23 protein-coding genes, 1 tRNA gene and 2 pseudogenes are annotated in these 22,463 nt (G+C 38.4%); 12 read left to right on the top strand and 14 right to left on the bottom strand.

Going from position 1 to position 22,463, the window contains the following annotated elements; genetic code table 11:
• Position 1: 1 nt before the first annotated feature.
• The 7 genes and pseudogenes from SOI81_RS11795 to benA all read right to left on the bottom strand — a co-directional run bounded on the left by SOI81_RS11795 (position 2) and on the right by benA (position 8,164).
• The gene (locus SOI81_RS11795; RefSeq protein ID WP_320540813.1) at positions 2-1,258 is read right to left on the bottom strand and encodes an OprD family outer membrane porin; all 1,257 of its coding nucleotides are present in this window, start codon (positions 1,256-1,258) and stop codon (positions 2-4) included.
• 44 nt (positions 1,259-1,302) lie between these two features.
• Positions 1,303-2,661 carry an aromatic acid/H+ symport family MFS transporter gene (benK, locus tag SOI81_RS11790; protein ID WP_320540812.1) on the bottom strand — a complete coding sequence of 453 codons (1,359 nt, stop codon included), beginning with the start codon at positions 2,659-2,661 and terminating at the stop codon, positions 1,303-1,305.
• A 482-nt stretch (positions 2,662-3,143) separates the two neighbouring features.
• Positions 3,144-4,331 carry a benzoate/H(+) symporter BenE gene (gene benE / locus SOI81_RS11785; protein ID WP_239977020.1) on the bottom strand — a complete coding sequence of 396 codons (1,188 nt, stop codon included), beginning with the start codon at positions 4,329-4,331 and terminating at the stop codon, positions 3,144-3,146.
• Positions 4,332-4,389: 58 nt separating this feature from the next.
• Positions 4,390-5,175 (bottom strand): 1,6-dihydroxycyclohexa-2,4-diene-1-carboxylate dehydrogenase, encoded by a 786-nt coding sequence (gene benD / locus SOI81_RS11780; protein WP_239977018.1) that lies wholly within the window; start codon positions 5,173-5,175, stop codon positions 4,390-4,392.
• Between the two features lie 21 nt (positions 5,176-5,196).
• Positions 5,197-6,213 (bottom strand): benzoate 1,2-dioxygenase electron transfer component BenC, encoded by a 1,017-nt coding sequence (gene benC / locus SOI81_RS11775; protein WP_239977009.1) that lies wholly within the window; start codon positions 6,211-6,213, stop codon positions 5,197-5,199.
• A 52-nt stretch (positions 6,214-6,265) separates the two neighbouring features.
• A pseudogene (benB, locus tag SOI81_RS11770) lies at positions 6,266-6,785 on the bottom strand (benzoate 1,2-dioxygenase small subunit).
• On the bottom strand, positions 6,782-8,164 hold the full coding sequence (gene benA, locus SOI81_RS11765; RefSeq protein WP_182003936.1) for a benzoate 1,2-dioxygenase large subunit: 1,383 nt from the start codon (positions 8,162-8,164) through the stop codon (positions 6,782-6,784). Before benA ends, benB begins: the two are co-directional and overlap by 4 nt.
• 104 nt (positions 8,165-8,268) lie before the next feature.
• Here benA and SOI81_RS11760 point away from each other — a divergent pair.
• Together SOI81_RS11760 and benM are read left to right on the top strand one after the other, a co-directional pair.
• A pseudogene (locus SOI81_RS11760) lies at positions 8,269-8,399 on the top strand (hypothetical protein).
• A 44-nt stretch (positions 8,400-8,443) separates the two neighbouring features.
• On the top strand, positions 8,444-9,403 hold the full coding sequence (benM, locus tag SOI81_RS11755; protein ID WP_016141656.1) for a LysR family transcriptional regulator: 960 nt from the start codon (positions 8,444-8,446) through the stop codon (positions 9,401-9,403).
• 52 nt (positions 9,404-9,455) lie between these two features.
• Here the strand turns inward: benM and SOI81_RS11750 are convergent, their stop codons facing one another.
• On the bottom strand, positions 9,456-9,656 hold the full coding sequence (locus SOI81_RS11750; protein ID WP_079748319.1) for a heavy-metal-associated domain-containing protein: 201 nt from the start codon (positions 9,654-9,656) through the stop codon (positions 9,456-9,458).
• 166 nt (positions 9,657-9,822) lie between these two features.
• Here SOI81_RS11750 and actP point away from each other — a divergent pair, with 166 nt between their 5' ends.
• From actP to SOI81_RS11735, 3 genes are all read left to right on the top strand, one after another.
• Positions 9,823-12,294, top strand: a complete 2,472-nt coding sequence (gene actP / locus SOI81_RS11745; RefSeq protein ID WP_239977007.1) for a heavy metal translocating P-type ATPase — start codon at positions 9,823-9,825, stop codon at positions 12,292-12,294.
• A gap of 75 nt (positions 12,295-12,369) precedes the next feature.
• Entirely contained in the window at positions 12,370-12,771 is a 402-nt protein-coding gene (gene cueR, locus SOI81_RS11740) for a Cu(I)-responsive transcriptional regulator (RefSeq protein ID WP_005070253.1), read from the top strand.
• 27 nt (positions 12,772-12,798) lie between these two features.
• On the top strand, positions 12,799-13,206 hold the full coding sequence (locus SOI81_RS11735; RefSeq protein ID WP_239977005.1) for a GFA family protein: 408 nt from the start codon (positions 12,799-12,801) through the stop codon (positions 13,204-13,206).
• Between the two features lie 595 nt (positions 13,207-13,801).
• On the opposite strand, the gene SOI81_RS11730 is transcribed toward SOI81_RS11735, so the two are convergent.
• Together SOI81_RS11730 and SOI81_RS11725 are read right to left on the bottom strand one after the other, a co-directional pair.
• Entirely contained in the window at positions 13,802-14,158 is a 357-nt protein-coding gene (locus tag SOI81_RS11730) for a four-helix bundle copper-binding protein (RefSeq protein ID WP_016141652.1), read from the bottom strand.
• 475 nt (positions 14,159-14,633) lie between these two features.
• Positions 14,634-14,963, bottom strand: a complete 330-nt coding sequence (locus SOI81_RS11725) for a hypothetical protein (protein ID WP_031945535.1) — start codon at positions 14,961-14,963, stop codon at positions 14,634-14,636.
• A 439-nt stretch (positions 14,964-15,402) separates the two neighbouring features.
• On the opposite strand from SOI81_RS11725, the gene SOI81_RS11720 reads away from it, so the two are divergent.
• Positions 15,403-15,996, top strand: a complete 594-nt coding sequence (locus tag SOI81_RS11720; RefSeq protein WP_016141650.1) for a LysE family translocator — start codon at positions 15,403-15,405, stop codon at positions 15,994-15,996.
• Positions 15,997-16,043: 47 nt separating this feature from the next.
• The gene (locus tag SOI81_RS11715) at positions 16,044-16,262 is read left to right on the top strand and encodes a hypothetical protein (RefSeq protein ID WP_016141649.1); all 219 of its coding nucleotides are present in this window, start codon (positions 16,044-16,046) and stop codon (positions 16,260-16,262) included.
• A gap of 262 nt (positions 16,263-16,524) precedes the next feature.
• Here the strand turns inward: SOI81_RS11715 and xseB are convergent, their stop codons facing one another.
• Positions 16,525-16,719 carry an exodeoxyribonuclease VII small subunit gene (xseB, locus tag SOI81_RS11710; protein ID WP_002119890.1) on the bottom strand — a complete coding sequence of 65 codons (195 nt, stop codon included), beginning with the start codon at positions 16,717-16,719 and terminating at the stop codon, positions 16,525-16,527.
• Positions 16,709-17,974 carry an exodeoxyribonuclease VII large subunit gene (gene xseA, locus SOI81_RS11705; RefSeq protein WP_239977003.1) on the bottom strand — a complete coding sequence of 422 codons (1,266 nt, stop codon included), beginning with the start codon at positions 17,972-17,974 and terminating at the stop codon, positions 16,709-16,711. The genes xseB and xseA overlap by 11 nt, the downstream gene beginning before the upstream one ends.
• A gap of 256 nt (positions 17,975-18,230) precedes the next feature.
• Here xseA and SOI81_RS11700 point away from each other — a divergent pair.
• A tRNA-Met gene (locus SOI81_RS11700) sits at positions 18,231-18,307 on the top strand.
• A gap of 173 nt (positions 18,308-18,480) precedes the next feature.
• Complete coding sequence (locus tag SOI81_RS11695) at positions 18,481-18,717, top strand: hypothetical protein (RefSeq protein WP_016141647.1); 237 nt, start codon at positions 18,481-18,483, stop codon at positions 18,715-18,717.
• 149 nt (positions 18,718-18,866) lie between these two features.
• On the opposite strand, the gene SOI81_RS11690 is transcribed toward SOI81_RS11695, so the two are convergent.
• The gene (locus SOI81_RS11690; RefSeq protein ID WP_002119885.1) at positions 18,867-19,538 is read right to left on the bottom strand and encodes an XRE family transcriptional regulator; all 672 of its coding nucleotides are present in this window, start codon (positions 19,536-19,538) and stop codon (positions 18,867-18,869) included.
• Between the two features lie 672 nt (positions 19,539-20,210).
• On the opposite strand from SOI81_RS11690, the gene SOI81_RS11685 reads away from it, so the two are divergent.
• From SOI81_RS11685 to SOI81_RS11675, 3 genes are all read left to right on the top strand, one after another.
• Entirely contained in the window at positions 20,211-20,465 is a 255-nt protein-coding gene (locus tag SOI81_RS11685) for a hypothetical protein (RefSeq protein ID WP_016141646.1), read from the top strand.
• Positions 20,466-20,674: 209 nt separating this feature from the next.
• Positions 20,675-21,064 (top strand): hypothetical protein, encoded by a 390-nt coding sequence (locus SOI81_RS11680; protein ID WP_320540811.1) that lies wholly within the window; start codon positions 20,675-20,677, stop codon positions 21,062-21,064.
• Between the two features lie 29 nt (positions 21,065-21,093).
• Positions 21,094-21,639 (top strand): glycoside hydrolase family 108 protein, encoded by a 546-nt coding sequence (locus tag SOI81_RS11675; RefSeq protein ID WP_016141644.1) that lies wholly within the window; start codon positions 21,094-21,096, stop codon positions 21,637-21,639.
• 98 nt (positions 21,640-21,737) lie between these two features.
• Here the strand turns inward: SOI81_RS11675 and SOI81_RS11670 are convergent, their stop codons facing one another.
• Entirely contained in the window at positions 21,738-22,355 is a 618-nt protein-coding gene (locus tag SOI81_RS11670) for a LysE family translocator (protein ID WP_320540810.1), read from the bottom strand.
• Positions 22,356-22,463: the final 108 nt, after the last annotated feature.

Raw genomic sequence — 22,463 nt, 5'->3', positions numbered from 1 at the left:
ATTAAAACTTTTTAGTGTAGTTTACAAATAGGCGGTCTTCACCAAAGTCATTGCCGTGTTTAACGTTGTAATCAATCCGAATATATTGCAGGGCAACGCCTTTTAAGAACGGCTGTTGAAATGCATAGTTTAAAATCACATTCGACTCAGTTTCATGGTTTTTCTCACCATTGGCTGCTTTAAAGTCATGGCCGTAAACATATTTCACCATCGCATTTAAGCCCGGTACAAAGTCTTTAAAGTCATAGCCGTACATCACATGGTAAGACTTTTCATCTTCTTTAAAGAAACCCGTTGCATTCCAGTTAATGAAATACGTTTCTGGCAAGAAACCATCCGGTAGAGGGTAAGCCGATTCACCCATAATCTGTTGGTATCCCAAACCAAAGGTGTGGTTTTTTATTTTAAGAGTTTCTAGCACCCCAATGTTTTGTGCATCAATATCAAAAGTATTGCCGTCATCTTTTGCATTAAAGTATTTAAACTTAGAGGTAAGAGCGAAATTAGGTTGTTTCCAATTATGCTCAAGCCCTACATAGTGTTTATTGTAGAGGTCCTCTAAATTACCAAAGTAATATTCGCCCTTGAGTGACGGGGTAAATTGATAGCGCAGGTCAATATAATTTAAGCCATCAGATTCTTTAGTAATTCCATTTGCCGTAAATGAAAACTTTTTAAAGTCTTCTTCATTTCGTGGCGACACTTTTTCAACTCGACCAATTTCAGCATAAAGCTGGTCTGAAAGTTGCGACTTAAGATTAGTTCCCCAATAAGAGGCAAGTAATTGTCGGCTAGCATCGACAGCCGTTACAGGCAGATCTAACCAAAGTTCACCGACACTTAAAAGGGTTTTGTCATAGCCCAGTTTTAAAGTGGCTCCGTATTTTAAAAAGTCGGATGCTTGTGACTGAGTTTCCTTATTAAAAGGCAAAACTGTGTCAGCAACATGTTTGTCTGAACTTAAGCGCACAGCGTATTGAACAGAAGCATCTGCACCAATGGTAATCGGTTTGTCTGCAATTTGCAGTGGAGTGTCATGCATTTTTGATTTATAAAATAATGACGCTGCCTGAGACCAGCTGCCGGTATCTTTGAGCGCATCATTATCAAAATTACGGTTGATATAGGCGTTTTTTAAAGTGAATTTCCATTCATCTTCGGGCTGCTGATTTGGATTTGCAGCGAATGAATTGCCACACATCAACAATAAGGTTGCGAAAGTCAAAGCACATGGTTTAAAGCGGTGTAATAATTCCATAATCCATTTCCAAAAAGATGCGCCAGTCCTCGGCGCATTTATATTTACTGCTGGGTAAGTGTGTTTTGAGGGTTAAAAGTTGATGGAGTTTGTGCAGCAACAGAGGCTTTTAGATTGACCATAAATATTGCAAGTGCAGCAATCACACCAGGAATTGCAATCGCTAAGAAATTCATTTGGTGAGGAAGCTCAAAGGTGAGTAGAGCTCCGGTTAAAACTGGTCCGATAATTGCGCCAATACGTCCAATTCCAGATGCCCAGCCCATGCCAGTTGAACGAAGTGCTGTTGGATAGAACTGTGCAACGAAAGTGTAGAGTAAGATTTGAGAACCAATTGTGGCAGCACCAGCAATTGCAATCAGGCTATATAAAATAAATTGTGGACTATTAATGCCAAGCAGAATTAAAGCGGCTGATCCCACAATGAACATAATGGTAATAACAGGTTTTAAATGGAATCTGTCTGCTAAAGCACCACCACCAATTGCACCGACCATGCCGCCAATATTGAGCGCGAAGAGGAACAACATGCTCGCACCTAATGAATAGCCTGCTTGCAGCATGAGTTTAGGTAACCAGCTTCCTAAGGCATACACCATGAGTAAGCACATAAAGAAAGCAATCCAGAACATAAATGTGCTGAAAGTACGGCCTTGTTGGAAAAGTGCACGGACAGGTGCATCTGTCGTTGTACTTTCATTTAACACCAGTTGAGTATTGGCGTTTACCTGAGTTTGTGGTGCAATTTTACTCACAATACTTTTTGCCTGTTCGCTATGGTTAGATTTCACTAAAAAGGCGAGAGACTCTGGCAAAAATTTCCAAATGAATGGCAGTAATAACAGGGGAATACCTGCAATTAAAAACATGATTTGCCAGCCCATATCTTTAACGAGCCATGCGCCGAGTAGAGCAGATGTCATGCCGCCAATTGCATAGCCACTAAACATAATTGCGACCAAGGTACTGCGGATTTTTTTAGGGGCATATTCAGTCATAAGTGCCACAACGTTTGGCATGACACCGCCAATCCCAAGACCTGCAATAAAGCGCAAAATAGCAAATTCAATTGGCCCTTTAGCAAAGGCACCCATAAAGGTAAATCCACTAAATAAGGTGACACAAATTAGAATAGTCTTTTTACGTCCCAGTTTGTCTGAAAGCGTGCCGAAAATCATGGCACCAAACATCATCCCGAATAGAGCAGCACTGGCGAGTAAACCAGCTTCTACCGCAGTTAATGACCATTGCTGCATTAACAGAGGAAGAGCAACCCCATAAATAACTAAATCATATCCATCAAAAATAATAATAAGTAAGCACCAGATTAAAACTTTCCAATGAAAAGATGTAAAACTGGCTTTATCAATTAACTCATTAATATTAACCTTGCTCGTATCCATTTTCTTCACCTCCAATTTGTGAAGCATGCGTTATTTTTTAATAAACTATTTTGTTATTGGATTAGAGTCAAAAACCTAATTGATATATCTTTATGTCTTTTAGGTATCTTATTTTTATTGGTTTAATTAATTGAAAAATATAATTTATTTTAATTGGTCAAGTTGGTCTTATTACAATGTTTAAAATGGGGTGAATATTGTATGATGAGAATTCTAAGGGTTTTATAGATGTTTTTTTATAGATTTTATTGATGAGAATCACAGTTAAAAATATAGATAGGTTTATATTATGAATTGAAGCGAAAATATAAAAATAAAATACTAAAGTCTATTATTTAATTATTTTAGAGATTGATCTTAAAAATGAAATTTAATCTATATTCAATAAAAAATCGCCAAATCAGAATTAGCAAATTATTTGCTGTCTGATTTGGCGATTTAAGCTTTATTTTAGCTGGAGGATTTAGATAAAAAACTTAATTTCAGATGGGAGCTGATCGTGGTGTAAGAATGAAATGGGCGATTACACCAATACAAATACCCCAAAAAACTGAGCTTAAGCCAAGAAAATGCATGCCTGATGCAGTAGCTAAAAAAGTAATAAGTGCAGCATCACGTTGACGGTCATTTTTCATGGCAACAGAAATATTGGTGGCAATGGCACCTAACAAAGCTAAACCAGCCAGTGCTGCAACCAACTCTTTAGGAAGTAGGCTAAAGAGCATGACAATACTGCCAGCAAATAAGCCTCCTAAAATATAAAAAATTCCATTGGCGATTCCTGCGATATACCGTTTTTCTTTCAGCTCATGTGCATCTTTGCCCATACATAAAGCTGCGGTAATTGAGGCAAGCACAATTGTAATACCGCCGACACAGGCAACAGCTAAAGAGGCAATACTGGTAACAGTAATAATGGGTTTAGCTGGTGTGTCGTAACCGCTGAGTTTCATAATCGCCATACCTGGTAAAAATTGGCCGGTTAGGCTGACTAAAATCAGGGGAATAGCGAGGTTGAGTGTTGAGTTCCATGTCCATTCCGGGCTAATCCACTGCGGGATTGTTAAACTAAAACTCACATCAACCGGATTCATTTTGCCTAACATGAGGCTTAATAAAACTCCGGCAGCTAACACCCAAATCATGGTGTAGCGCGGCATTAAACGTTTGGCAATTAAAAAGACAATGAGCATGCTAAAGACAATAAAAGGCATGCTATCAGATGCAGTAAATAGGCCAATACCGAATTGAAAAAGAATACCTGCCATCATGCCGGCAGCGACATCTTGCGGAATCCATTTAAGTAACTTGTCGAAGTAACCAGTAACGCCAATTAAAAAAATAACGATGGCAGAAGTAATATAGGCGGCTATCGCTTCATTCAACGAGACATTGGGAAATAGGGTAACCAATAGGGCAGTACCCGGTGCAGACCACGCAGTTATGACAGGCGTTTTATATTTAATCGAAAGATAAATACCTGAAACGGCGGCACCAATTGAAATTCCCCAAATCCATGACACCATCATATCGGTGGACACATGGGCACGCTGAGCAGCTTGGAAAAAAATAATCAGTGGGCCTGAGTAAGAAATTAAAACTGCAAGAAAGCCAGCAACTGTTGCTGATATGGACCAGTCATTTTTTAATGTCTTTAACAGGGTTGCCATTATTTGATTGCCTCCATGCAAATCATATTATTTACCCAATCATACAAAAAGATCAGGTTTAACCCTGATCTCCACCTCCGACCGAAATAACCGATCCAGTCATATACGATGCGTCATCTGATGCAAGAAATAAAATTGCATTCACTTGTTCTTGAATTGTGCCATAACGGCCCATAAATGTTCGATCTATGGTTTGATCAACCACTTGCTGCATCCAGTCTTTTTCATTTTGACTTAACGGATTGGTGTTACGTGGTACTTTCCGAGGTGGCGCTTCGGTTCCACCCGTCGCAACAGCATTGACTCGGATCCCATCTTTAGCATGTTCAAAAGCAAGCGATGTTGTTAGAGCATTTACACCGCCTTTAGATGCAGAATAGGGAATACGGTTAATACCACGGGTTGCAATGGAAGATACATTTACTATTACACCCGACTGTTGCTTAATCATATCGGGCAACACAGCACGACAACACCATAACGTTGGGAACAATGAGCGATTTACTTCCTTAATGATCTCTTCTTCAGAAAACTCTTCAAAAGGTTTCATCCAGATCGCGCCGCCTACGTTATTAATCAGGATATCTACCCGACCATAGTGTTCAATGGCTTTTGCAACAACCGCTTGCGCACCTGCATAGGTTTCAAGGTCAGCATTAATTGTAACAGCATCACCGCCTGCACTCTGAATTTCTTTAAGAACGTCTTCAACATATTCAGAGCGATCAGCCATGATGACTTGTCCGCCTTCAGCCGCGACTTGTAATGCCACGCCACGACCAATGCCTTGGGCACTACCTGTAACAATCACAACTTTATTGGTAAATCTTTGACGGTTTGACATAGAACACTTCTCCACCTTGAGTTAGTTTGCAGAGAATTTTTCAAACAAGAAATTAGCAGGTTTGATATTTTCAGCTTCTAACCAACCACGTACCGCTTCTACCATTGGCACCGGTCCACATAGATAAACATCGACGTCGCCACCGTTTAACCATTCACTTTCAATATGACCAGTGACATAGCCTTTGCGTTCATGCTGACTTTCAGGACTTGCAACCACAGTTCGGTATTCGAACCACGGGAATTTCGCCTGCAATTCATTGAGTTTTTCTAGAGCAACCAAATCAAAGTCATTGGTGACACCAAAAACTAAACGAACAGGCTGTTCTGAACCTTTTTCTTCAAGTACTTGTAACATCGACATAAATGGGGCAATGCCGGTACCGCCTGCCAGCATTAGCACTGGACGCGCTACATTGCGTAAATAGAAGCTACCGAATGGACCGGTAAATGTCATTTTGTCGCCAGCTTTAGCATTCTTGCTTAAGAATTCACTCATCTTGCCATTTGGTACATTACGTACCACAAAGCCCGTTAAGCGATTGCCCGGTTTTGAGCTAAATGAATATGAACGTGTTTCGCCAGTTTCAGGAATTGCAACATTTACATACTGGCCTGCAAGGAAATGAATATCCGGTTGACCTTCATCAAGTTGAATATCAAATGTGATGGTTGAGTCTGATAAATTTTCAACGCGGGCTAATGTGCCTTGGAAGCTATGAATTTCTGTTTTGCAAACATCGGATGAGGCTTGAATCTGGAATACGGCGTCTGAAGTTGGGCGGCATTGGCACGCAAGAATATAACCTTGCTCAGCTTCTTCTGGGGTTAATGCATCTTCAATATAGGTTTCTTCTGGCATGTCATAACTACCGGACTCGCAAAATGCGCGGCAAGTTCCACATGCACCATCACGGCAGTCCAAAGGAATATTAATTTTTTGGCGATAGGCTGCGTCAGATAAGGTTTCGCCCTGAGCGACGTTAATGAAACGTGTAACACCATCTTCAAATTGAAGTGCAACATTGTGGTTTGACATGGCATGTATCCTACAAAATATTTGAAACTTTTACCCTCAGCCAACAGTCCGTTTAACTGAGGGGGTATGTCTTAAAGGTGGTAGATATCAATCACTTGGTTGATGTAGTCATTTTTCAAAACGACATACTTGCTCAAGATTTTTGGTTGATCACCTGAAAAATCGATCACATAACGTGACATACCGAAATAGCTGTAATTTGTCTTGTAACGGAAACTCAAAGTATTCCAGTTAAAGCGAACAGTGACTTTGTCACCATCACGCTCTACGACTTCAACGTTGGCAATATTGTGGCTTGTGCGTGTGTCCGGCATGGTTGCAGATGAGCGCTCGGTTTTAATACGGAACACTCGATCTTCTAAACCTTGACGGTCTGGATAATAAATAAGTGAAATTTCAGATTGTGGATCTTCAGTTAATCTGTCGTCATCATCCCAAGCTGGCATCCAGAAAGATGCTTCCGGTGCATAGCATTCAAGCCAGTCATCCCATTGTTCATCATCTAAAAAACGAGCTTCGCGATAGAGAAATTGAGCAATATTTTCTAAAGTTGCTTTGTCTTGAGCACTCATGCTGTTTCTCCCTGATCAGCAATTTCTTTCTCTGATGCAATCGCATGTTTCATGGTGTGTAACCAATATTGATGTTGGGCAAGATAAAGACCTTCATCTTCAGTTTTAATCCCACTTAACATGGGTTTTAAACCGATTTCGTTCGCTGCATCGTCTGGTCCATAAATCCAGTGTTTTGAACCGCGGCACATGTCATTCCATTCAAGTGCAATACCTGCGTAGCCTGCCTGACAAGCACGGAATTCTTCTAAATCGTCTGGTGTTGCCATGCCTGAAGCATTAAAGAAATCTTCATATTGACGGATACGACGTGCACGAGCTTCAGGTGCTTCGCCTTTAGGTGCGATACAGTAAATGGTGACTTCGGTTCTATTGACAGAAAGCGGGCGAAGTACACGAATTTGCGAACCAAACTGATCCATCAAATAAACGTTTGGATAGAGACACAAATTACGTGAACGCTCGATCATCCATTTCGACATTGCTTCACCGTATTTTTCGGTGTATTCATCTGCTTTCGGGAAGTTAGGACGGTCTTCTGGGTTTGCCCATTGTGTCCACAGCAACATATGACCATTTTCAAAGCCATATGAGCCACCGCCTTGTTTACCCCACGAACCTGCACTCATGGCACGGATATTATCGGCAGCTTGAGTTTCTTTACGATGCTGGGTCGTTGCTGCATAGTTCCAGTGAACCGCAGAAACGTGGTAACCATCGGCACCATTTTCGGCCGTGAGTTTCCAGTTACCTTCGTAGGTATACGTAGATGAACCACGTAAAACTTCCAAACCATGTTCAGACTGATCAACAATCATGTCGATGATTTTGGTGGTTTCACCCAAGAACTCTTCAAGTGACGGAACGTCGGGATTTAAGCTACCGAATAAGAAGCCTTTGTAGCTCTCAAAACGAGCCACTTTTTTAAGGTCATGTGAGCCTTCTTGGTTAAAACAGTCAGAATAGCCTGCTTCACTTGGATCTTTAACCTTGAGCAATTTACCCGAGTTATTAAACGTCCAACCGTGAAAAGGGCAAGTATATGTTGCTTTGTTACCACGTTTGTATCGGCAAAGTTGTGCTCCGCGGTGTGAACACGCATTGATCATGGCATTGAGTTCGCCGTTACGGTTACGTGCAATAATGACCGGCTGACGACCAATGTGCGTGGTGTAATAGTCATTATTGTTTGGAATTTGGCTTTCGTGTGCTAAATAAACCCAATTCCCTTCGAAGATATATTTCATTTCGAGGTCGAATAGAGCTTCGTCAGTAAATACTGAGCGATGAAGTTTAAATTCACCTGTATCGATGTTATCGACAAGTAATTCATCAATACGGTCAAGATGGCTAGTATTGATTACAGGAATACGTGGCATGTCCGTTCTCCGACTTTCCAAAAGTGTGGAAGTCACCAAGGCCTTAGCTACTCTTAAAGGTCTTGATATCCTAATATTGTCAATGAAGCGCCTGAGTGCGCTGGGTGTTTAACCGTGAATTGATGAAGATGAATCACGGGAAGGTTGGCAAGAAGGCTTTTTTCACCAAGCGATTCATCACTTCATCGGTTTGTTGCTTGTATATACCTTAAAAGAATGGTTAAACTGTGTCTAAGACTGAATTTGCATTTTTTTATATCTTAAAGGTATGGAAACCTGATGGAACTAAGACATTTACGGTATTTTGTGGCGGTTGTTGAAGAACAGAGCTTTACAAAGGCGGCCGAAAAACTATTTATTGCTCAACCACCTTTGAGTCGACAGATTCAAAATCTGGAAAGTGAGCTTGGAATTCAACTGTTTGAGCGAGGAAGCCGTCCTTTACAGACAACCCCAGCCGGACATTTCTTTTATCAGCATGCTGTTAAACTTTTGTCGAATGCTGAAGAAATAAAAAGTATGACTAAGCGTATTGGTCTCATTGAAAGAAGTATGACCATTGGTTTTGTTGGGTCTTTGCTCTACGGTTTACTGCCACGAATTATCTATTTATTTCGTCAACAGCAACCTCATCTGAACATTCAACTCATGGAGTTAAGTACAACCGAACAGTTACAGGCATTAAAGGAAGGACGTATTGATGTCGGGTTTGGTCGTTTAAGAATTAGCGACCCTGCTGTGAGACGTATTCTTTTACGTAAAGAGCGTTTGGTGGTTGCTGCACATACGAGTCATCCCATAGCTCAACGTACGGAAGGGGTATATCTAGCTGACTTGATTGATGAAAAGATGTTTATGTATCCCACATCGCCTAAACCTAATTTTTCCACTCAGCTTTTAAACATCTTTGCCGAGCATAGTTTGGTTCCGAAAAATTTGCATGAAATACGCGAAATTCAATTGGCTCTGGGCCTAGTCGCAGCGGGAGAAGGGATTTGTATTATTCCAGCAAGTGCCGACACCATCCGTTTTCCTCATTTAAACTACATTCCGATTTTAGATAACGGTGCAGTCAGCCCGATTTTCATTACTGCACGCGCAATGGACCGAAGTGAAGACTTACAGCTTTTATTTGACTGTATTTATCAAGTTTATGATTTAGAAGGTATTCCATATAAACGCACCGTTTTTACGCTAGATCAGAACCCGATAGATGATTCAAACGGTATCGACTTTTAAATAAAGTGAATGCATAGCCTCAAAGATTGAAGCTATGCAAAATATTGATATTTTATTGCACTTGAGCTGGGAAACCATCTTCTTCAAGTGCTTCAGTAATTTTATCGACGCTTTCACTGCTTTCAACAGTCACGATTTTTGTTGCTAAGTCTACATCTACTTTTGCATTTGGATCGACATCTTGAATCGTCGCAGTCACACCACGAGCGCAGCCGCCACAAGTCATATTTTCAATAAGTAATTTCATATTCATACTCCATCAAGAACGAGATATTTGTTTGGATAACACTGAGTCTAAACCTTGTCATGATTGTAAGGTCAAGACCAATTTTTTTAAAAAATATGCTTGACCTTCCCATGATGGGAATCTGTATGCTCGATACAGAATATTAAATTTTGCAGATTTGCAGAGGTGTTTGATGGACTCAAAAAACACAAAATTGCCAGCATATAGTGAAACACTTCTAATTGAAGGCATGACGTGTGCCTCGTGTGTAGGTCGTGTCGAAAAAGCACTTAAGAAAGTTGAAAATGTAGAGATTGCCAATGTTAATTTGGCAACAGAAAAAGCCGTTGTTTATTCAAATCAACCAATTCAACGCGAAGCACTGGTTAAAGCAGTTGAACGAGCAGGTTATGATGTTCCAAAAGCTGCACCAGTAGAGTTGTCTATTGAGGGTATGACTTGTGCATCTTGTGTTGCACGTGTTGAAAAAGCGCTTAAAAAAGTAGACGGCGTTCAAGAAGCAACCGTCAACTTAGCAACAGAACAGGCTTGGGTACAAGCAGATGCATCAGTCAATATTGAAGATCTTATTCGCGCCGTTAAAAAAGCAGGTTACGACGCGAAAGCATCTGAAAAAAATCAAGATGAGCAGCTCGACAAAAAAGCGTCTGAGTTAGATCAGCTTAAAAAAGATTTAATCATTTCGATTTTATTGGCTTTACCTGTATTTATTTTGGAAATGGGTTCACATCTTATTCCAGCTTTTCACATGTGGGTCATGCACACCATTGGTCAATATAACAGCTGGCTTTTACAGTTTGTTTTGACCACATTAGTACTTGTTTTTCCGGGTCGCCGTTTTTATCAAAAAGGGATTCCAGCCTTATGGCGTTTAGCACCCGATATGAACTCGCTGGTTGCTGTTGGAACCTTGGCCGCCTACAGTTTTTCAGTCGTAGCAACCTTTATGCCGCATGTGTTACCACAAGGTACGGTCAATGTTTACTTTGAAGCGGCTGCCGTTATTGTCAGTTTAATTTTGCTTGGACGATATTTTGAAGCGAAAGCCAAAGGACGCACTTCACAAGCGATTCAGCATTTAGTGGGAATGCAGCCCAAAACAGCCCGTATTCAACGTGATGGTCAAGTAGTGGAAGTTGCTGTTGCTGAAGTGGTCAGTGGAACTATTGTAGAAATTCGTCCGGGTGAGCGTGTGCCAGTCGATGGTCAAGTAGTAGAAGGACACAGCTACATTGATGAATCTATGATTACGGGTGAGCCTGTTCCTGTTGAAAAAATAATAGGACAGCAGGTGGTGGGCGGTACAGTCAATCAAAACGGTACTCTAAACATTCGGGCAACCGCCGTTGGTTCTTCGTCTGTACTTTCACAAATTATACGCATGGTTGAGCAGGCCCAAGGTTCTAAACTTCCAATTCAGGGTTTGGTCGATAAAGTCACCATGTGGTTTGTACCGGCTGTCATGCTTATTGCTGCAATTACTTTCTTGGTTTGGTTTATTTGGGGGCCGGAGCCTGCGCTCACTTTTGGTTTAGTGAATGCCGTTGCGGTACTGATTATTGCGTGTCCTTGTGCGATGGGACTTGCAACACCAACTTCTATTATGGTCGGTACTGGACGTGGTGCTGAGTTAGGTGTCCTGTTCCGTAAAGGTGAAGCTTTGCAGCTTTTACAAGAAGCGCAGGTTGTTGCAGTTGATAAAACGGGTACGCTCACCGAGGGTAAACCGACACTGACAGACTTTAATGTGCAATCAGGTTTTGAACGTAAACAAGTGCTGACTTTAGTTGCCTCTGTCGAAGCCAAGTCTGAACATCCAATTGCCCTCGCAATTGTTCAAGCAGCAGAAAGCGAAGGCCTAGACTTATTACCCGTAACAGCATTTAACTCGATTACAGGTTCAGGTATTGAGGCGGAAGTTTCAGGTCAAAAAGTACAGATTGGCGCAGACCGTTATATGCATCAACTTGGTTTAGATACCAGCTCATTCCAAGCGATTGCGGCTCAGTTAGGTGAAGAGGGTAAAACACCACTCTATGTTGCCATTGACCAGCAACTTGCAGCAATTATTGCCGTGGCAGACCCCATTAAAGAAACAACCTATGCCGCGATTGATGCCTTGCATCAATTAGGTCTCAAGGTTGCCATGATTACTGGAGACAACCGTCATACGGCACAAGCCATTGCCAAAAAACTAAAAATTGATGAAGTTGTGGCAGAGGTTTTACCCGAAGGCAAAGTCGATACAGTCCGCCAACTGCAAAAACAATATGGTCGCTTAGCTTTCGTTGGTGACGGTATTAACGATGCACCAGCCTTGGCACAAGCGGACGTGGGCTTAGCTATTGGTACGGGCACAGATGTTGCGATTGAAGCAGCCGATGTTGTGCTCATGTCAGGCAGTTTAAAAGGTGTACCAAACGCAATTGCGCTAAGTAAAGCAACCATGCGAAACATACGTCAAAACCTGTTCTGGGCATTTGTATATAACGTAGCCCTGATTCCAATTGCAGCAGGTGCGCTATATCCCGCATTTGGCGTTTTACTCTCGCCAATGTTTGCAGCAGGCGCGATGGCACTTTCTTCGGTTTTTGTTTTAGGCAATGCGTTACGCTTAAAACATTTTCATGCGCCAGTAGAGTAAGGGTGCTGAAAATCAACTTTTGGTTTAAGATCATGACAGCAGGTCTTAAACCAAATTTAATATTTGAGGTGTGAGATGAATATCGGTCAGGCATCCAAACATTCAGGCATTTCAGCGAAAATGATTCGCTACTATGAAGAAATCGGTTTACTTGAAGCAGCCCAGCGTTCTGCTTCTGGTTATCGCATTTATTCAGAAACAGACCTTAAAACTTTAAACTTTTTAAAACATGCGAGAGAGTTAGGTTTTTCATCAGAACAGATGAAAGAACTTATTTCGCTTTGGAAAAACACAGATCGGCATAGTGCAGAAGTGAAAGCCTTAACCGTAAAACACATTGCCGAGTTAAAACAAAAAATCGCTCATCTACAAGAGATGGTTAATATTTTGCAGGCTTCAGCCGATGATTGCTGTGGTAACCAACAAGCTTCTTGTGCCATCTTAGACCACATTGAAAAAGGTGTGGGTGTAAGCTAAAACTTATTAAAATAAAAAGGAAAAATGATGACGTATACAGCTTCTTGTCTTTGTAATGGAATTCAACTGCAAATTAATAGCGAATTAGAACCCATCATGGTTTGTCATTGTACACAATGTCAAAAAGCGCAAGGGGCTGCTTTTGCTGCCATTACCCAAGTACAAAAAACTGACTTAAATATTGTGCAAGGTGAAAATCTTTTACAAGCTTATTTTGCATCGCCAAATAAAAAGAGAGTGTTCTGTAAAACCTGTGGTTCACCGATCTGGAGTGAACGTCTAGATAAACCTGATGTGGTGCGTTTAAGGGTAGGGCTGATTAATGAAGAAGTATCGACATCGGTAATTTCTCATGCTTTTGTGTCTTCAAAAGTGAAGTGGTATCCAATTTGCGATAATGCTCGCCAATATCAAAATGGGGTAGAAAACCCTTAAATATTAAGGTTAGATCGAATTTTATTCATTTGTAAAAAAACGTGAACAGCACTAGCCATGAATAAATAATGTGCTATAACTGTACTTAAGGTAATCGTAATATCTCCTCGATCTACAGGGAAACTTGGGACAGGGCAAAAGATACGATAAGACCTTACATATAGCTAGCAAAGAGCAAACCAAGAGATGGATAGACACAAATCTTAGATTGCTCACCGTTGCAGAAAAGCCCGTGAAACGGGCTTTTTTAATGCCTGTAAAAACTAGTTCTTATGTAGAGTTAGCTTATATTTTTAAATTATTTATGAAAAAGTAATGTAAAAATAATAAAATATTTCAAATATACAGACTATTCTGTATTGCTTTTTATTTTTATTCGCTGTACATTTAGTTAACGGTTTAAAGTTCAAGTTTAATAATGAACTCATGGTCGTTGTGGGAGATCTAAGAGCCTGCATTTTCCCCAAGATGCGGGTTTTTTTTATGCCTATAAAAAAGTAATCCTTAAATAAAAAATAAATAATTTATTGTTATTTAAAATATTTTAATTAGCCTACGATCTAAAGACGCGTAGGCTTTATATCTGAAAAATTATTTAGGCACGATAGGCAAGACAAGCTTTAGCACACGCTAAACATGCTTTTGCACAGATCTGGCAGTGTTCATGCTCATGTTTGCTGCATTCTGCTGCACAGAGTTGACATGCGTTTGCGCAAAGTTGCATTGCTGGCTCTGCTAATTCAGAGTTTCTTAACTCTAAAGACGTACAAAGTTGGCAGATCTCTACACATGTCATGCAATGCTTAATACATTCACGCATCATACTTACATGTTCTTCTTGCAAACAGGCTGCTGCACAGGTTTTGCAGGCAATCATACATTCAATGCAGGCTTGGATTGAGGTAGAGGTATCACAAAATAAAGAAGGATCGGTTTCTTGTTGCATTTCCATAAGAGTTCTCCTGTCGAAGACTATTATTAAAAAATAGAATATTGTTATCTTTTTTCATTTTATAAAATCATTTCTTTGGCAGGTAAGTTTGAAATGAAAGGTCTACAAATACTCAATAGGCAGTTAACCTCGTATAAGAATGTTACATCTCCTGTGTGTAGATCGGTTCGAGTTGATTTATAAAACGCAAAATACCAATTAAAAAATTAGGTTTAAAATTTGATTCGATATAATACTTTTGGCTAATTTCTTATTGTTTGAAATTTGTGCAAATTATCAGTGTGAACTTTAAGGGCACACGAAATGGAAAACGTTAATCAATACGCTCACGGAGCTGAGCATGAAGTCCACATACATTGCAAACGATCATTAAGCACACTAATACTGAGTATGTTCGTATTAATCGCAACAGGTCGTTAAAGGAAAAAGCACCCGAGGGTGCTTTTTCTATATGAATTTACAGAGGAAAATATGTTTAAGAGTTGATAAAGCCACGGCGTTTTTTGTAGGCTTTACGATCATAAGAAGGGATGTTTGATTGTTGGAGATCAATCGCAAGTTGTTTCTTGCGTTGAAACTGAACTTCGCTTAGAAGAGCAGCATAAATTTTGGGACGGTCAGTTTTAAACTTTTCTACATCCAACGGAATCGTATCTTCATTTTTGACAATGTACAAAACAGAGCCATTGCCATTCATTTCATAAATCGTCCAACCCACTCGTACAATGTAGAGTCCGGTTTTCTGATTCTTTCCTAAATAAGATTTAAAACCATCTGGATGAGGGCGAACATAAGCATTCATCATGCATCCTCGATCATCTGATTTATGTGATGAAAGCGGCGATCAATGAATTGATGGGGAGCAAGACATCATATTCAGTAAAATCACGATTTCTAGTTGTTTATATATTGATCAATTTGAAAATTTCAAGTAAGAAAAACGATTATTAAGTAAACTAAATGAGTGCAATATATTAAAAATTACAGCTTTTTTTTTGAGCGAAAATCTCGAGTTAGTTTTTTTATAAGCTAGTAAAAATAGCTCGTTATTTTCTATTTTTGTGATCAATTTTGCATATTTAAAATTATTGAAACTGTAAGTGAATTTAGGGTCAATTTAACTTAATTAATTGTTTTAAAAATAAATAATTAAATATTAATATTTCTTGTTACAACCATTTTGTCGACAATAGATATTCCTTTTTGACATATTTCGCCTAGCATAACTAAAGAGTTCGTTGCCTATGGTGTCATTTATGTTTATTGGACTTGTGGTCACCATTTTGTTGACTCCAGGCCCAACAAATACATTGTTAGCCTCAGCTGGAATACAAGCAGGGGTGAAGCAGTCTCTTAAACTTATTCCTGCTGAAGTGATGGGTTATCTCATTGCAATTACTTCGTGGGGTATTTTGCTGGAGTCAGTTTCACATTTTATCCCTTGGCTTCCTGCCTTATTAAAGTTAATAAGTGCAACTTTTATTCTCTATCTTGCATTTAAACTTTGGATAACATCAACAAATGACATCAAATTAGACACCCCACTGATTACGCCTAAGGCCTTATTTGTCGCAACACTTTTAAATCCTAAAGCTTTGCTCTTTGCTTCTGCTATTTTTCCACATGCAGCATGGGAAGTGCTTCACGTATATTTTGTTCATATTGCTGTTTTTTTATCTTTAATTACACCCATTGCATTTTTATGGATTGCTTTTGGAACCGTATTAATTTCAAACAAAGTAACTTGGTTAAACCAACGTAATTTACAACGTACGGCTGCATTTATCTTAACTTTTTTTGCTATGCCAATCGGCTATTCTGCGATTAGCTCATTTTAAACTTAACCCATTATTTATATTAAAAATTTAATTTTCAGGAGATTTTCATGACAAGATTAAAAGTAATTATCAAGGATCAGTTTGATAAAGAATCAATTGCTTTGGCAAAAGTTAGACCAATGAATGATCACGCACTTGAACTTCATAAGAGCGTTGAACATATTGAAATTAATGACGATATTATTCTACCTAATATGGATTTGCTCTATGAAAATCCAAAAGATGGCAAAATTTATCAATTAATTGGACCTTTCAGCGAGGAATAGGTCTTAAATTAAGTTTACGATAATCATGAGTAGAGCTTATGTCTGGTTTGATCTTAACCATAGAAATTTTAGTTAAGATTTGGCGAAAATTAAGTCAAATTAACGTACAGACACAATTAAAATATTGAACATCTAAAATGATTATGGGACTATGCCTGTGCAAAAGTGTGACCTAATCCACACTTTTGTATTTCAGGATTAAGTGGATTTCACTAAGCCCATTCCTTCAATGAGAAGTAGGAATGGGCTTTTTCTATTCAATTTATTCTTTAAATGTTTCATCTAAAGCTTGCTGAACAGCTTCTATACGTGACTTACACGCTTTATAAGCAGTAATCGATTCTTCAACAATTTTCATTAAATTATCAATATCTGGGCTTTCTTGAGATTCTAATAATTCGGCATTTTTCTTCAAAATGTCATGGCCGTCCTTAAACGTTAACTCTTCATTCTTCATTTGGGATTACCTGTGTAATGTTGGCTTCAACCACACCATCTTGCATTTCAATAGCAATGGCAGGGCCTGAAATTTGATGGATAGAGCGAATCGCTTTTCCTTCGGATCTGACAATTGCATAGCCTTTGGCTTGGACCTGTTTTGGGTTTTGCAAAAGAATTTCTTTCATTAAAGATTCGATTTGAGCTAATGAAAATTTAACTTGTTGCTGTGAGCTGAACTGAATCCGTTCTTTCATCTGGTCAAGCAGGCGATGCGCCGAGTTAAGTTGATTTTGTGCGGATGACTTAATGTGATGAAGCAGCTGATCATTCTTGCTTTGATAGGTCGTGATTTGATGCTGAGAAAGCAGCTTAATGGTTTGTAGACTATCTACTGCTTCTTGTACACGCTCAACAATATGGTTGCGAATACCAGCAATCACTTTACTTGGTGTGTCAAACGAACGGTGTGCAATTTCATCTAAGATGGTACGGTCTTTTTCATGACCAATTCCCACCCAAATCGGTACACTGCGTTTGCAGAGCAGGGCGGCAAGCTCATAATCATTTAAATAAGCCAAGTCATTGACAGCACCGCCACCACGAATAATCACAATCAAATCTGGTGGAAATGTAAATGTGCTAGCCCATTGTCTTAAACCTGAACCTAAAGACTCAATCAAGCTGGTTGCAGCCGTATTTCCTTGAAATGTCGCGCTGTGATACACAAAATGGCAAACCCCATTTCTCTCTAGAGCATCTGCATCTTTTTTAAAGTCGCCTAGGCCTGCTGCATTTTGAGGGGCAATCACTAAAACATTTTGGATATCAAAAGGAGTAGGGAGGAGTTTATTTTTATGAATTAAGCCTTCTTGAGTGAGTCGTTCAATAATTTGCTGATAACGTTTAGCAATTTCACCCAATGTAAAGCTTGAATCAATCTCTTCAATATTGACCGAAAATCCGTATTGAGGATCAAAACGTGCTCTAATTTTAATAAGCACATTTAAGTCACTTGAGATTTCGATACCAGTTTCACGTTCAAACTTTAAAACAATTTTACTGGCTGAAAATTTCCAGATTGTGGCTTTACAACTGGCAATGACTTTATCTGTCTCGGCATCTTTTTCTGCGAGTTCTAGATAATAATGGCCACCTTTAACATTTAAATTTCGAATTTCTGCTTTTACCCAAACTGGTTCATCAAAGGCCAGACGAATAACTTCCTGAACTGTGCCGAGATATTCACTAAGGGAAAACTGAGGTTCAGACATAGGAACTAAAGATTAAAGGGCCAAACTAGATAGTATAAAAGCCACCCCTCCAAGGCAATTGCTGTTTATGAATATCAGGTTCTGTTTAAAATAAATACAACAATTTAAACAACTAAATGCTGGAAATCGATATGGCTATTTAGACCGAATGGTTAAAATGAAAAATTAATAAAAAGATAATTCTTAATAATTACAACCGATTAAAAAATAAGGTTTGCTTTATAAAATATATGGGCGTATAAAGCTTACTTCCAATTGCGGGGTGGAGCAGTCTGGTAGCTCGTCGGGCTCATAACCCGAAGGTCGTTGGTTCAAATCCGGCCCCCGCAACCAAAATATTATGCTCTGTGATGTACCACTTTTCATAATACAAAATTATGAAAAGCAATTAGCTTATAAATAACCCTATATAAAGCTAAATATTAAATTCTAGACTGACTGTCCATACCTTAAATCTAGCGTTCTAATTAAATACCGTTAAATCACATGAGCTCAGTGATGAGTGAATGATTGTGAATATAGTAAATGAGTGGCTAATTGCCACAGCCGTAAATGGCAATGAAATTAATGTGAGGATTGTTCCTCACGTGCGTAAGCAAAACTCTCTCGATGGATATCGTTGGGTCGAAGTTGGTAAAAAAATTCAACTTCAGTCTGGTGAAGAAATTGAGTTAAACCAAGATGGTAAAAGCTTCTACGCTGGATTTAATCAACTTTATCGTTTAAGTAATACGTATTGTTGATCATGTTAGGCGTTAAAGCAAAAAACCTATCTCTTTTAATGGAGATAGGTTTTTTTATGTCTACATGTTATATAAATAATTAAAGTTATATAAAGCTAAACCCTATTAAAGCAATCAAATTATTATTTTAGCTATATTTAGTAGCTCAATTAGCCTGCCCGCCAAAACTGACGGCCCATCACTTTAAAGTTCTTTCCGTTCTCTTCAGTTACACGTCGATCTCTAAATTTTTCATTTAAACTATGCAAAATTAAAGAACCATCTGCTTCTTTAAAAATTTGTTTAATCATTCCTTCGCCAGCAAAGTAAACCGCATAAATCTCACCATCAATGACTTCAGTCTGAGAGATATCAATCCCTACCAGATCTCCATCTTTAATGTAGTCTGTCATGCTATCGCCCTTTGCTTTAATAATACGCATGCATTCTTGAGCAACGCGTTTTTCTTTAAAGAATGAAGCAGGGAAAGGAATCTTTCCATTAATGGCGTCAAAGTGAAACTCGATAGATTCACCCGTACCACAAGAAAAGTTAGCTTCTACCACCTCAATCCAAACATATTGATCGGTAGATTCGGCACTCACCACAGTCGGGCTAAATACGTCGCTTTCTCTAAATGAATCTTCTGTATTCCCAGTTGTTAACCAATAACCATCCACACCTAAAAACTGAGCAATTAAAGGAAGAAACGCAGATTTCAAATTTTTCCCAGATTCTAAAGCCTGATAGGCTGGCTGAGACATCTTTACTGCTTCTGCCACTTCAGCCTGAGTTTTTTTGGCTTTAATTCTAGAATCTTTCAAACGGTCTTTAAGAGCCATAATGGTCACACCAGCAAACTTATAACAAATATATAACTAAAGTTATATCGAGTAAAACAACTATAGTTATTGACTAGTAATAACTATAGTTATAATATCAGTTATATCTTCAGATGCATAGATAAAGTTTAAATTGTGTTTAAGTCACTATTCATAGCTTTATCAAAGTGTTGAGATCAAAGCTAAATTTATTTTGTTTCTATAGGTAGCAGAATAAAAGGGAGATAGCTCAATGATTATTGCTAAGAGGCTATCAAAACAAAAATTGGAATAAAAAAAGCCCGATTCCGTGGATCAGGCTTAATGTTCGTCGATAAAGGGTATCAAGAACATGAAGAATTTAACAAAGATTGTGAGCGCTAACAAAAGTTTCCGATATACGGCAAAGCCTTATATGAACTTTTTGGTCAAAAAATTAAAGTATGGAAAATATTTAATTTTGGAAAAATTAATACTTTTTTACATTTTTCGAAAAGGAAATATTTATTTGTAAATTAAGGCTTTAAATATATAACGTTTAGGTCTTTATGATTGTTGTACCAGAAGAAACGTTTCGGACACATATTTGTAGTAATAGCTTGGCTATATTGCTGAGAGAATGTATGAAAACTTCAAGAATAACAAACGATAAAGACGCCTTACTAAACGAGTGAGTTGAGTTGGAGATAGTGAATGACTACAGCAATGCAGAACAGAGCTAAACAACTTAAAAATGCAAAACGTGGAGGGTATGTCCCAACAATTGCAAAAGACGTAAACAAATATAAGGTACAAAAAATAAAAAGAGCACTCGAGGAGGCAAAGCAGATTGTCAATGAACTTGAAGATGAAGCATTCATATTTGATGATCAAGTCTCTATGCAAAAAGCGCTAGGTGCAATCACGGTAATTGAGTTGATTGAACAGGCCTTAAGCAGTGCACACTAACAGGCTTTAGCATACAAACATTCTTTCTTGGACCCCTGAAATATGGGGTCAAGGATCAGTTCGTCTTGCGATTTGGCGCGGTTTAAAAGCGTTAGTGTTTTTTATTGACTGTAATAAAGAAAACTAAGGGTAACTACAAAACATAAAAAACAACAAGCTAATGATTATGTTGATTTTTTAAGTTTTACTCTTTAAAGCAGGACAATGTCATGGAAACAGTTTCAACCAGTGGGTTAGCCACTTTTTTAAATATTTATAGCATTGCCATTATGGTGGCTTTTGCAGTCAGCTTAGTTGTCGCAGTGGTATTAATGATGCGTTTTCCACGTTCACTACAAGAATGGATTGTTGGTCTCATCTGCACCGTCGTTTCAAGTCTGACAGGCGGTTCCTTTATTATTATGAAATGGAATCTACATGAATGGGTATCCGATATTTGGGGAATGATCACGCTATGTGGATTCTTCTTCATTTGCGGATTACCGGGTTGGGCGATTGTTAGATGGATATTTAACTTTATTAATAAACAAGAAGGTAAAACGATTGTGGAGGTCATGAAAGACCTAAAAAAGGCGAAAGATGATCTTCAAAATAGCTAAAGATGACTTATACACATAGGTAAAATAAAATGAATATCGATCAATACTTAGAATCGCTCATCAGAAGAGAAGGCGGCTATGTTAACCATCCATCTGATCACGGTCATGCCACTAAATTTGGCATTACCGAAGCCGTCGCTCGATCAAATGGATATCAAGGCAATATGCAAGATTTACCATTAGCCGTGGCTAAATCTATTTATAAACACCAATATTGGCTTGAACCTCAATTCGATCAAATTGATACGATTAGCCCAGCGATTGCCGAAGAGTTACTCGATACAGCTATCAACTGTGGAGTCAATTTTGCAAAACCTTTATTACAACGTGCTTTAAATCTGCTGAATAAAGAGGGAAAAGAAGGTTGGCCAAATCTTGTTATAGATGGTCAATATGGTCCTCTTACTTTTCAAGCTCTTAAAACGTATTTAAACAAACGCCATAAAGAAGGTGAAAAGGTATTAGTCCGTGTTCTAAATATTATGCAAGGGCAGCGCTATATCGAAATTACAGAGAATAATCCAAAATATGAAGATTTTTTTTATGGTTGGATATTAAACAGAGTAGCGGTCTAAAAATTGTAATTAGATAAAAATATGTTCATAAATCAAAAGATTTGAAAAGCCTAACCATGAGTTTAGGCTTTTCAAAATATAATATATCGAGTAAAGATTTATTGGGTGATAAGTAAAACTGCAAGAAGAAAGAAAATAGCACCACTAATTTTATTGAGAATTGAGAAATTATTTCCCGCCAACATTTTCTCTTTGAAAATAGAAGAGAAATTTGCGTAGACCAAATGAATTAAAAAACCAATGAAACAAAAGGTTAAAGAGAGAATTAAAAATTGATTTAAAATTTCTTTCTTGATATCAATAAATTGAGGGAAGAGTGCAATAAAAAATACGATTGTTTTCGGATTAAGTAAAGAAGCGAGCAGGCCTTCATAAAATAGTTTAGATTTACTTATAACTTTATTGTTTTGTTGATCAGTCATTAACTCTTGTGAAGGAAGCTTTTTCGTAAAGTTTTTATATCCTAGATACATTAAATAAAATGCACCAATAAATTTTAAAACCGTAAAAATAGTAGGGTTACTGGTAATAATAAGTCCTACACCACTGGCAGAAATTACCGCAATCACAAACATACCAATAATTAAGCCGCTAATTCCAAACAAAGCAGTTTTAACACCATAATTAATTGAATTTGTGACAGTAAATAAAACTCCCGGTCCTGGGCTTAATAAGGTAAGAAATGCAATTGTTATAAACACTAAAAGACCGCTCACGCTGATATATCCTATTTATCAATTGAGGCAAAAAATGTGTGGTTACTTTAAATGAGAAAATAAACGGTGTATACAGAAGGTTATGTCTATTTTAGGGTTAAATAGATT

It is taken from the genome of Acinetobacter pittii, assembly GCF_034067285.1.
Classification (GTDB): Bacteria; Pseudomonadota; Gammaproteobacteria; order Pseudomonadales; family Moraxellaceae; genus Acinetobacter; species Acinetobacter pittii_E.
The sequence above is the reverse complement of the archived record's forward strand: the minus strand, read 5'-3'. Positions and strand labels throughout refer to the sequence as shown.

Excerpts from the sequence above, each read along its gene's own strand:
- SOI81_RS11795 (WP_320540813.1), bottom strand. The coding sequence starts at position 1,258 with ATGGAATTATTACACCGCTTTAAACCATGTGCTTTGACTTTCGCAACC.
- benK (WP_320540812.1), bottom strand. The coding sequence starts at position 2,661 with ATGGATACGAGCAAGGTTAATATTAATGAGTTAATTGATAAAGCCAGT.
- benE (WP_239977020.1), bottom strand. The coding sequence starts at position 4,331 with ATGGCAACCCTGTTAAAGACATTAAAAAATGACTGGTCCATATCAGCA.
- benD (WP_239977018.1), bottom strand. The coding sequence starts at position 5,175 with ATGTCAAACCGTCAAAGATTTACCAATAAAGTTGTGATTGTTACAGGT.
- benC (WP_239977009.1), bottom strand. The coding sequence starts at position 6,213 with ATGTCAAACCACAATGTTGCACTTCAATTTGAAGATGGTGTTACACGT.
- benA (WP_182003936.1), bottom strand. The coding sequence starts at position 8,164 with ATGCCACGTATTCCTGTAATCAATACTAGCCATCTTGACCGTATTGAT.
- benM (WP_016141656.1), top strand. The coding sequence starts at position 8,444 with ATGGAACTAAGACATTTACGGTATTTTGTGGCGGTTGTTGAAGAACAG.
- SOI81_RS11750 (WP_079748319.1), bottom strand. The coding sequence starts at position 9,656 with ATGAATATGAAATTACTTATTGAAAATATGACTTGTGGCGGCTGCGCT.
- actP (WP_239977007.1), top strand. The coding sequence starts at position 9,823 with ATGGACTCAAAAAACACAAAATTGCCAGCATATAGTGAAACACTTCTA.
- cueR (WP_005070253.1), top strand. The coding sequence starts at position 12,370 with ATGAATATCGGTCAGGCATCCAAACATTCAGGCATTTCAGCGAAAATG.
- SOI81_RS11735 (WP_239977005.1), top strand. The coding sequence starts at position 12,799 with ATGACGTATACAGCTTCTTGTCTTTGTAATGGAATTCAACTGCAAATT.
- SOI81_RS11730 (WP_016141652.1), bottom strand. The coding sequence starts at position 14,158 with ATGGAAATGCAACAAGAAACCGATCCTTCTTTATTTTGTGATACCTCT.
- SOI81_RS11725 (WP_031945535.1), bottom strand. The coding sequence starts at position 14,963 with ATGATGAATGCTTATGTTCGCCCTCATCCAGATGGTTTTAAATCTTAT.
- SOI81_RS11720 (WP_016141650.1), top strand. The coding sequence starts at position 15,403 with ATGGTGTCATTTATGTTTATTGGACTTGTGGTCACCATTTTGTTGACT.
- SOI81_RS11715 (WP_016141649.1), top strand. The coding sequence starts at position 16,044 with ATGACAAGATTAAAAGTAATTATCAAGGATCAGTTTGATAAAGAATCA.
- xseB (WP_002119890.1), bottom strand. The coding sequence starts at position 16,719 with ATGAAGAATGAAGAGTTAACGTTTAAGGACGGCCATGACATTTTGAAG.
- xseA (WP_239977003.1), bottom strand. The coding sequence starts at position 17,974 with ATGTCTGAACCTCAGTTTTCCCTTAGTGAATATCTCGGCACAGTTCAG.
- SOI81_RS11695 (WP_016141647.1), top strand. The coding sequence starts at position 18,481 with ATGATTGTGAATATAGTAAATGAGTGGCTAATTGCCACAGCCGTAAAT.
- SOI81_RS11690 (WP_002119885.1), bottom strand. The coding sequence starts at position 19,538 with ATGGCTCTTAAAGACCGTTTGAAAGATTCTAGAATTAAAGCCAAAAAA.
- SOI81_RS11685 (WP_016141646.1), top strand. The coding sequence starts at position 20,211 with ATGACTACAGCAATGCAGAACAGAGCTAAACAACTTAAAAATGCAAAA.
- SOI81_RS11680 (WP_320540811.1), top strand. The coding sequence starts at position 20,675 with ATGGAAACAGTTTCAACCAGTGGGTTAGCCACTTTTTTAAATATTTAT.
- SOI81_RS11675 (WP_016141644.1), top strand. The coding sequence starts at position 21,094 with ATGAATATCGATCAATACTTAGAATCGCTCATCAGAAGAGAAGGCGGC.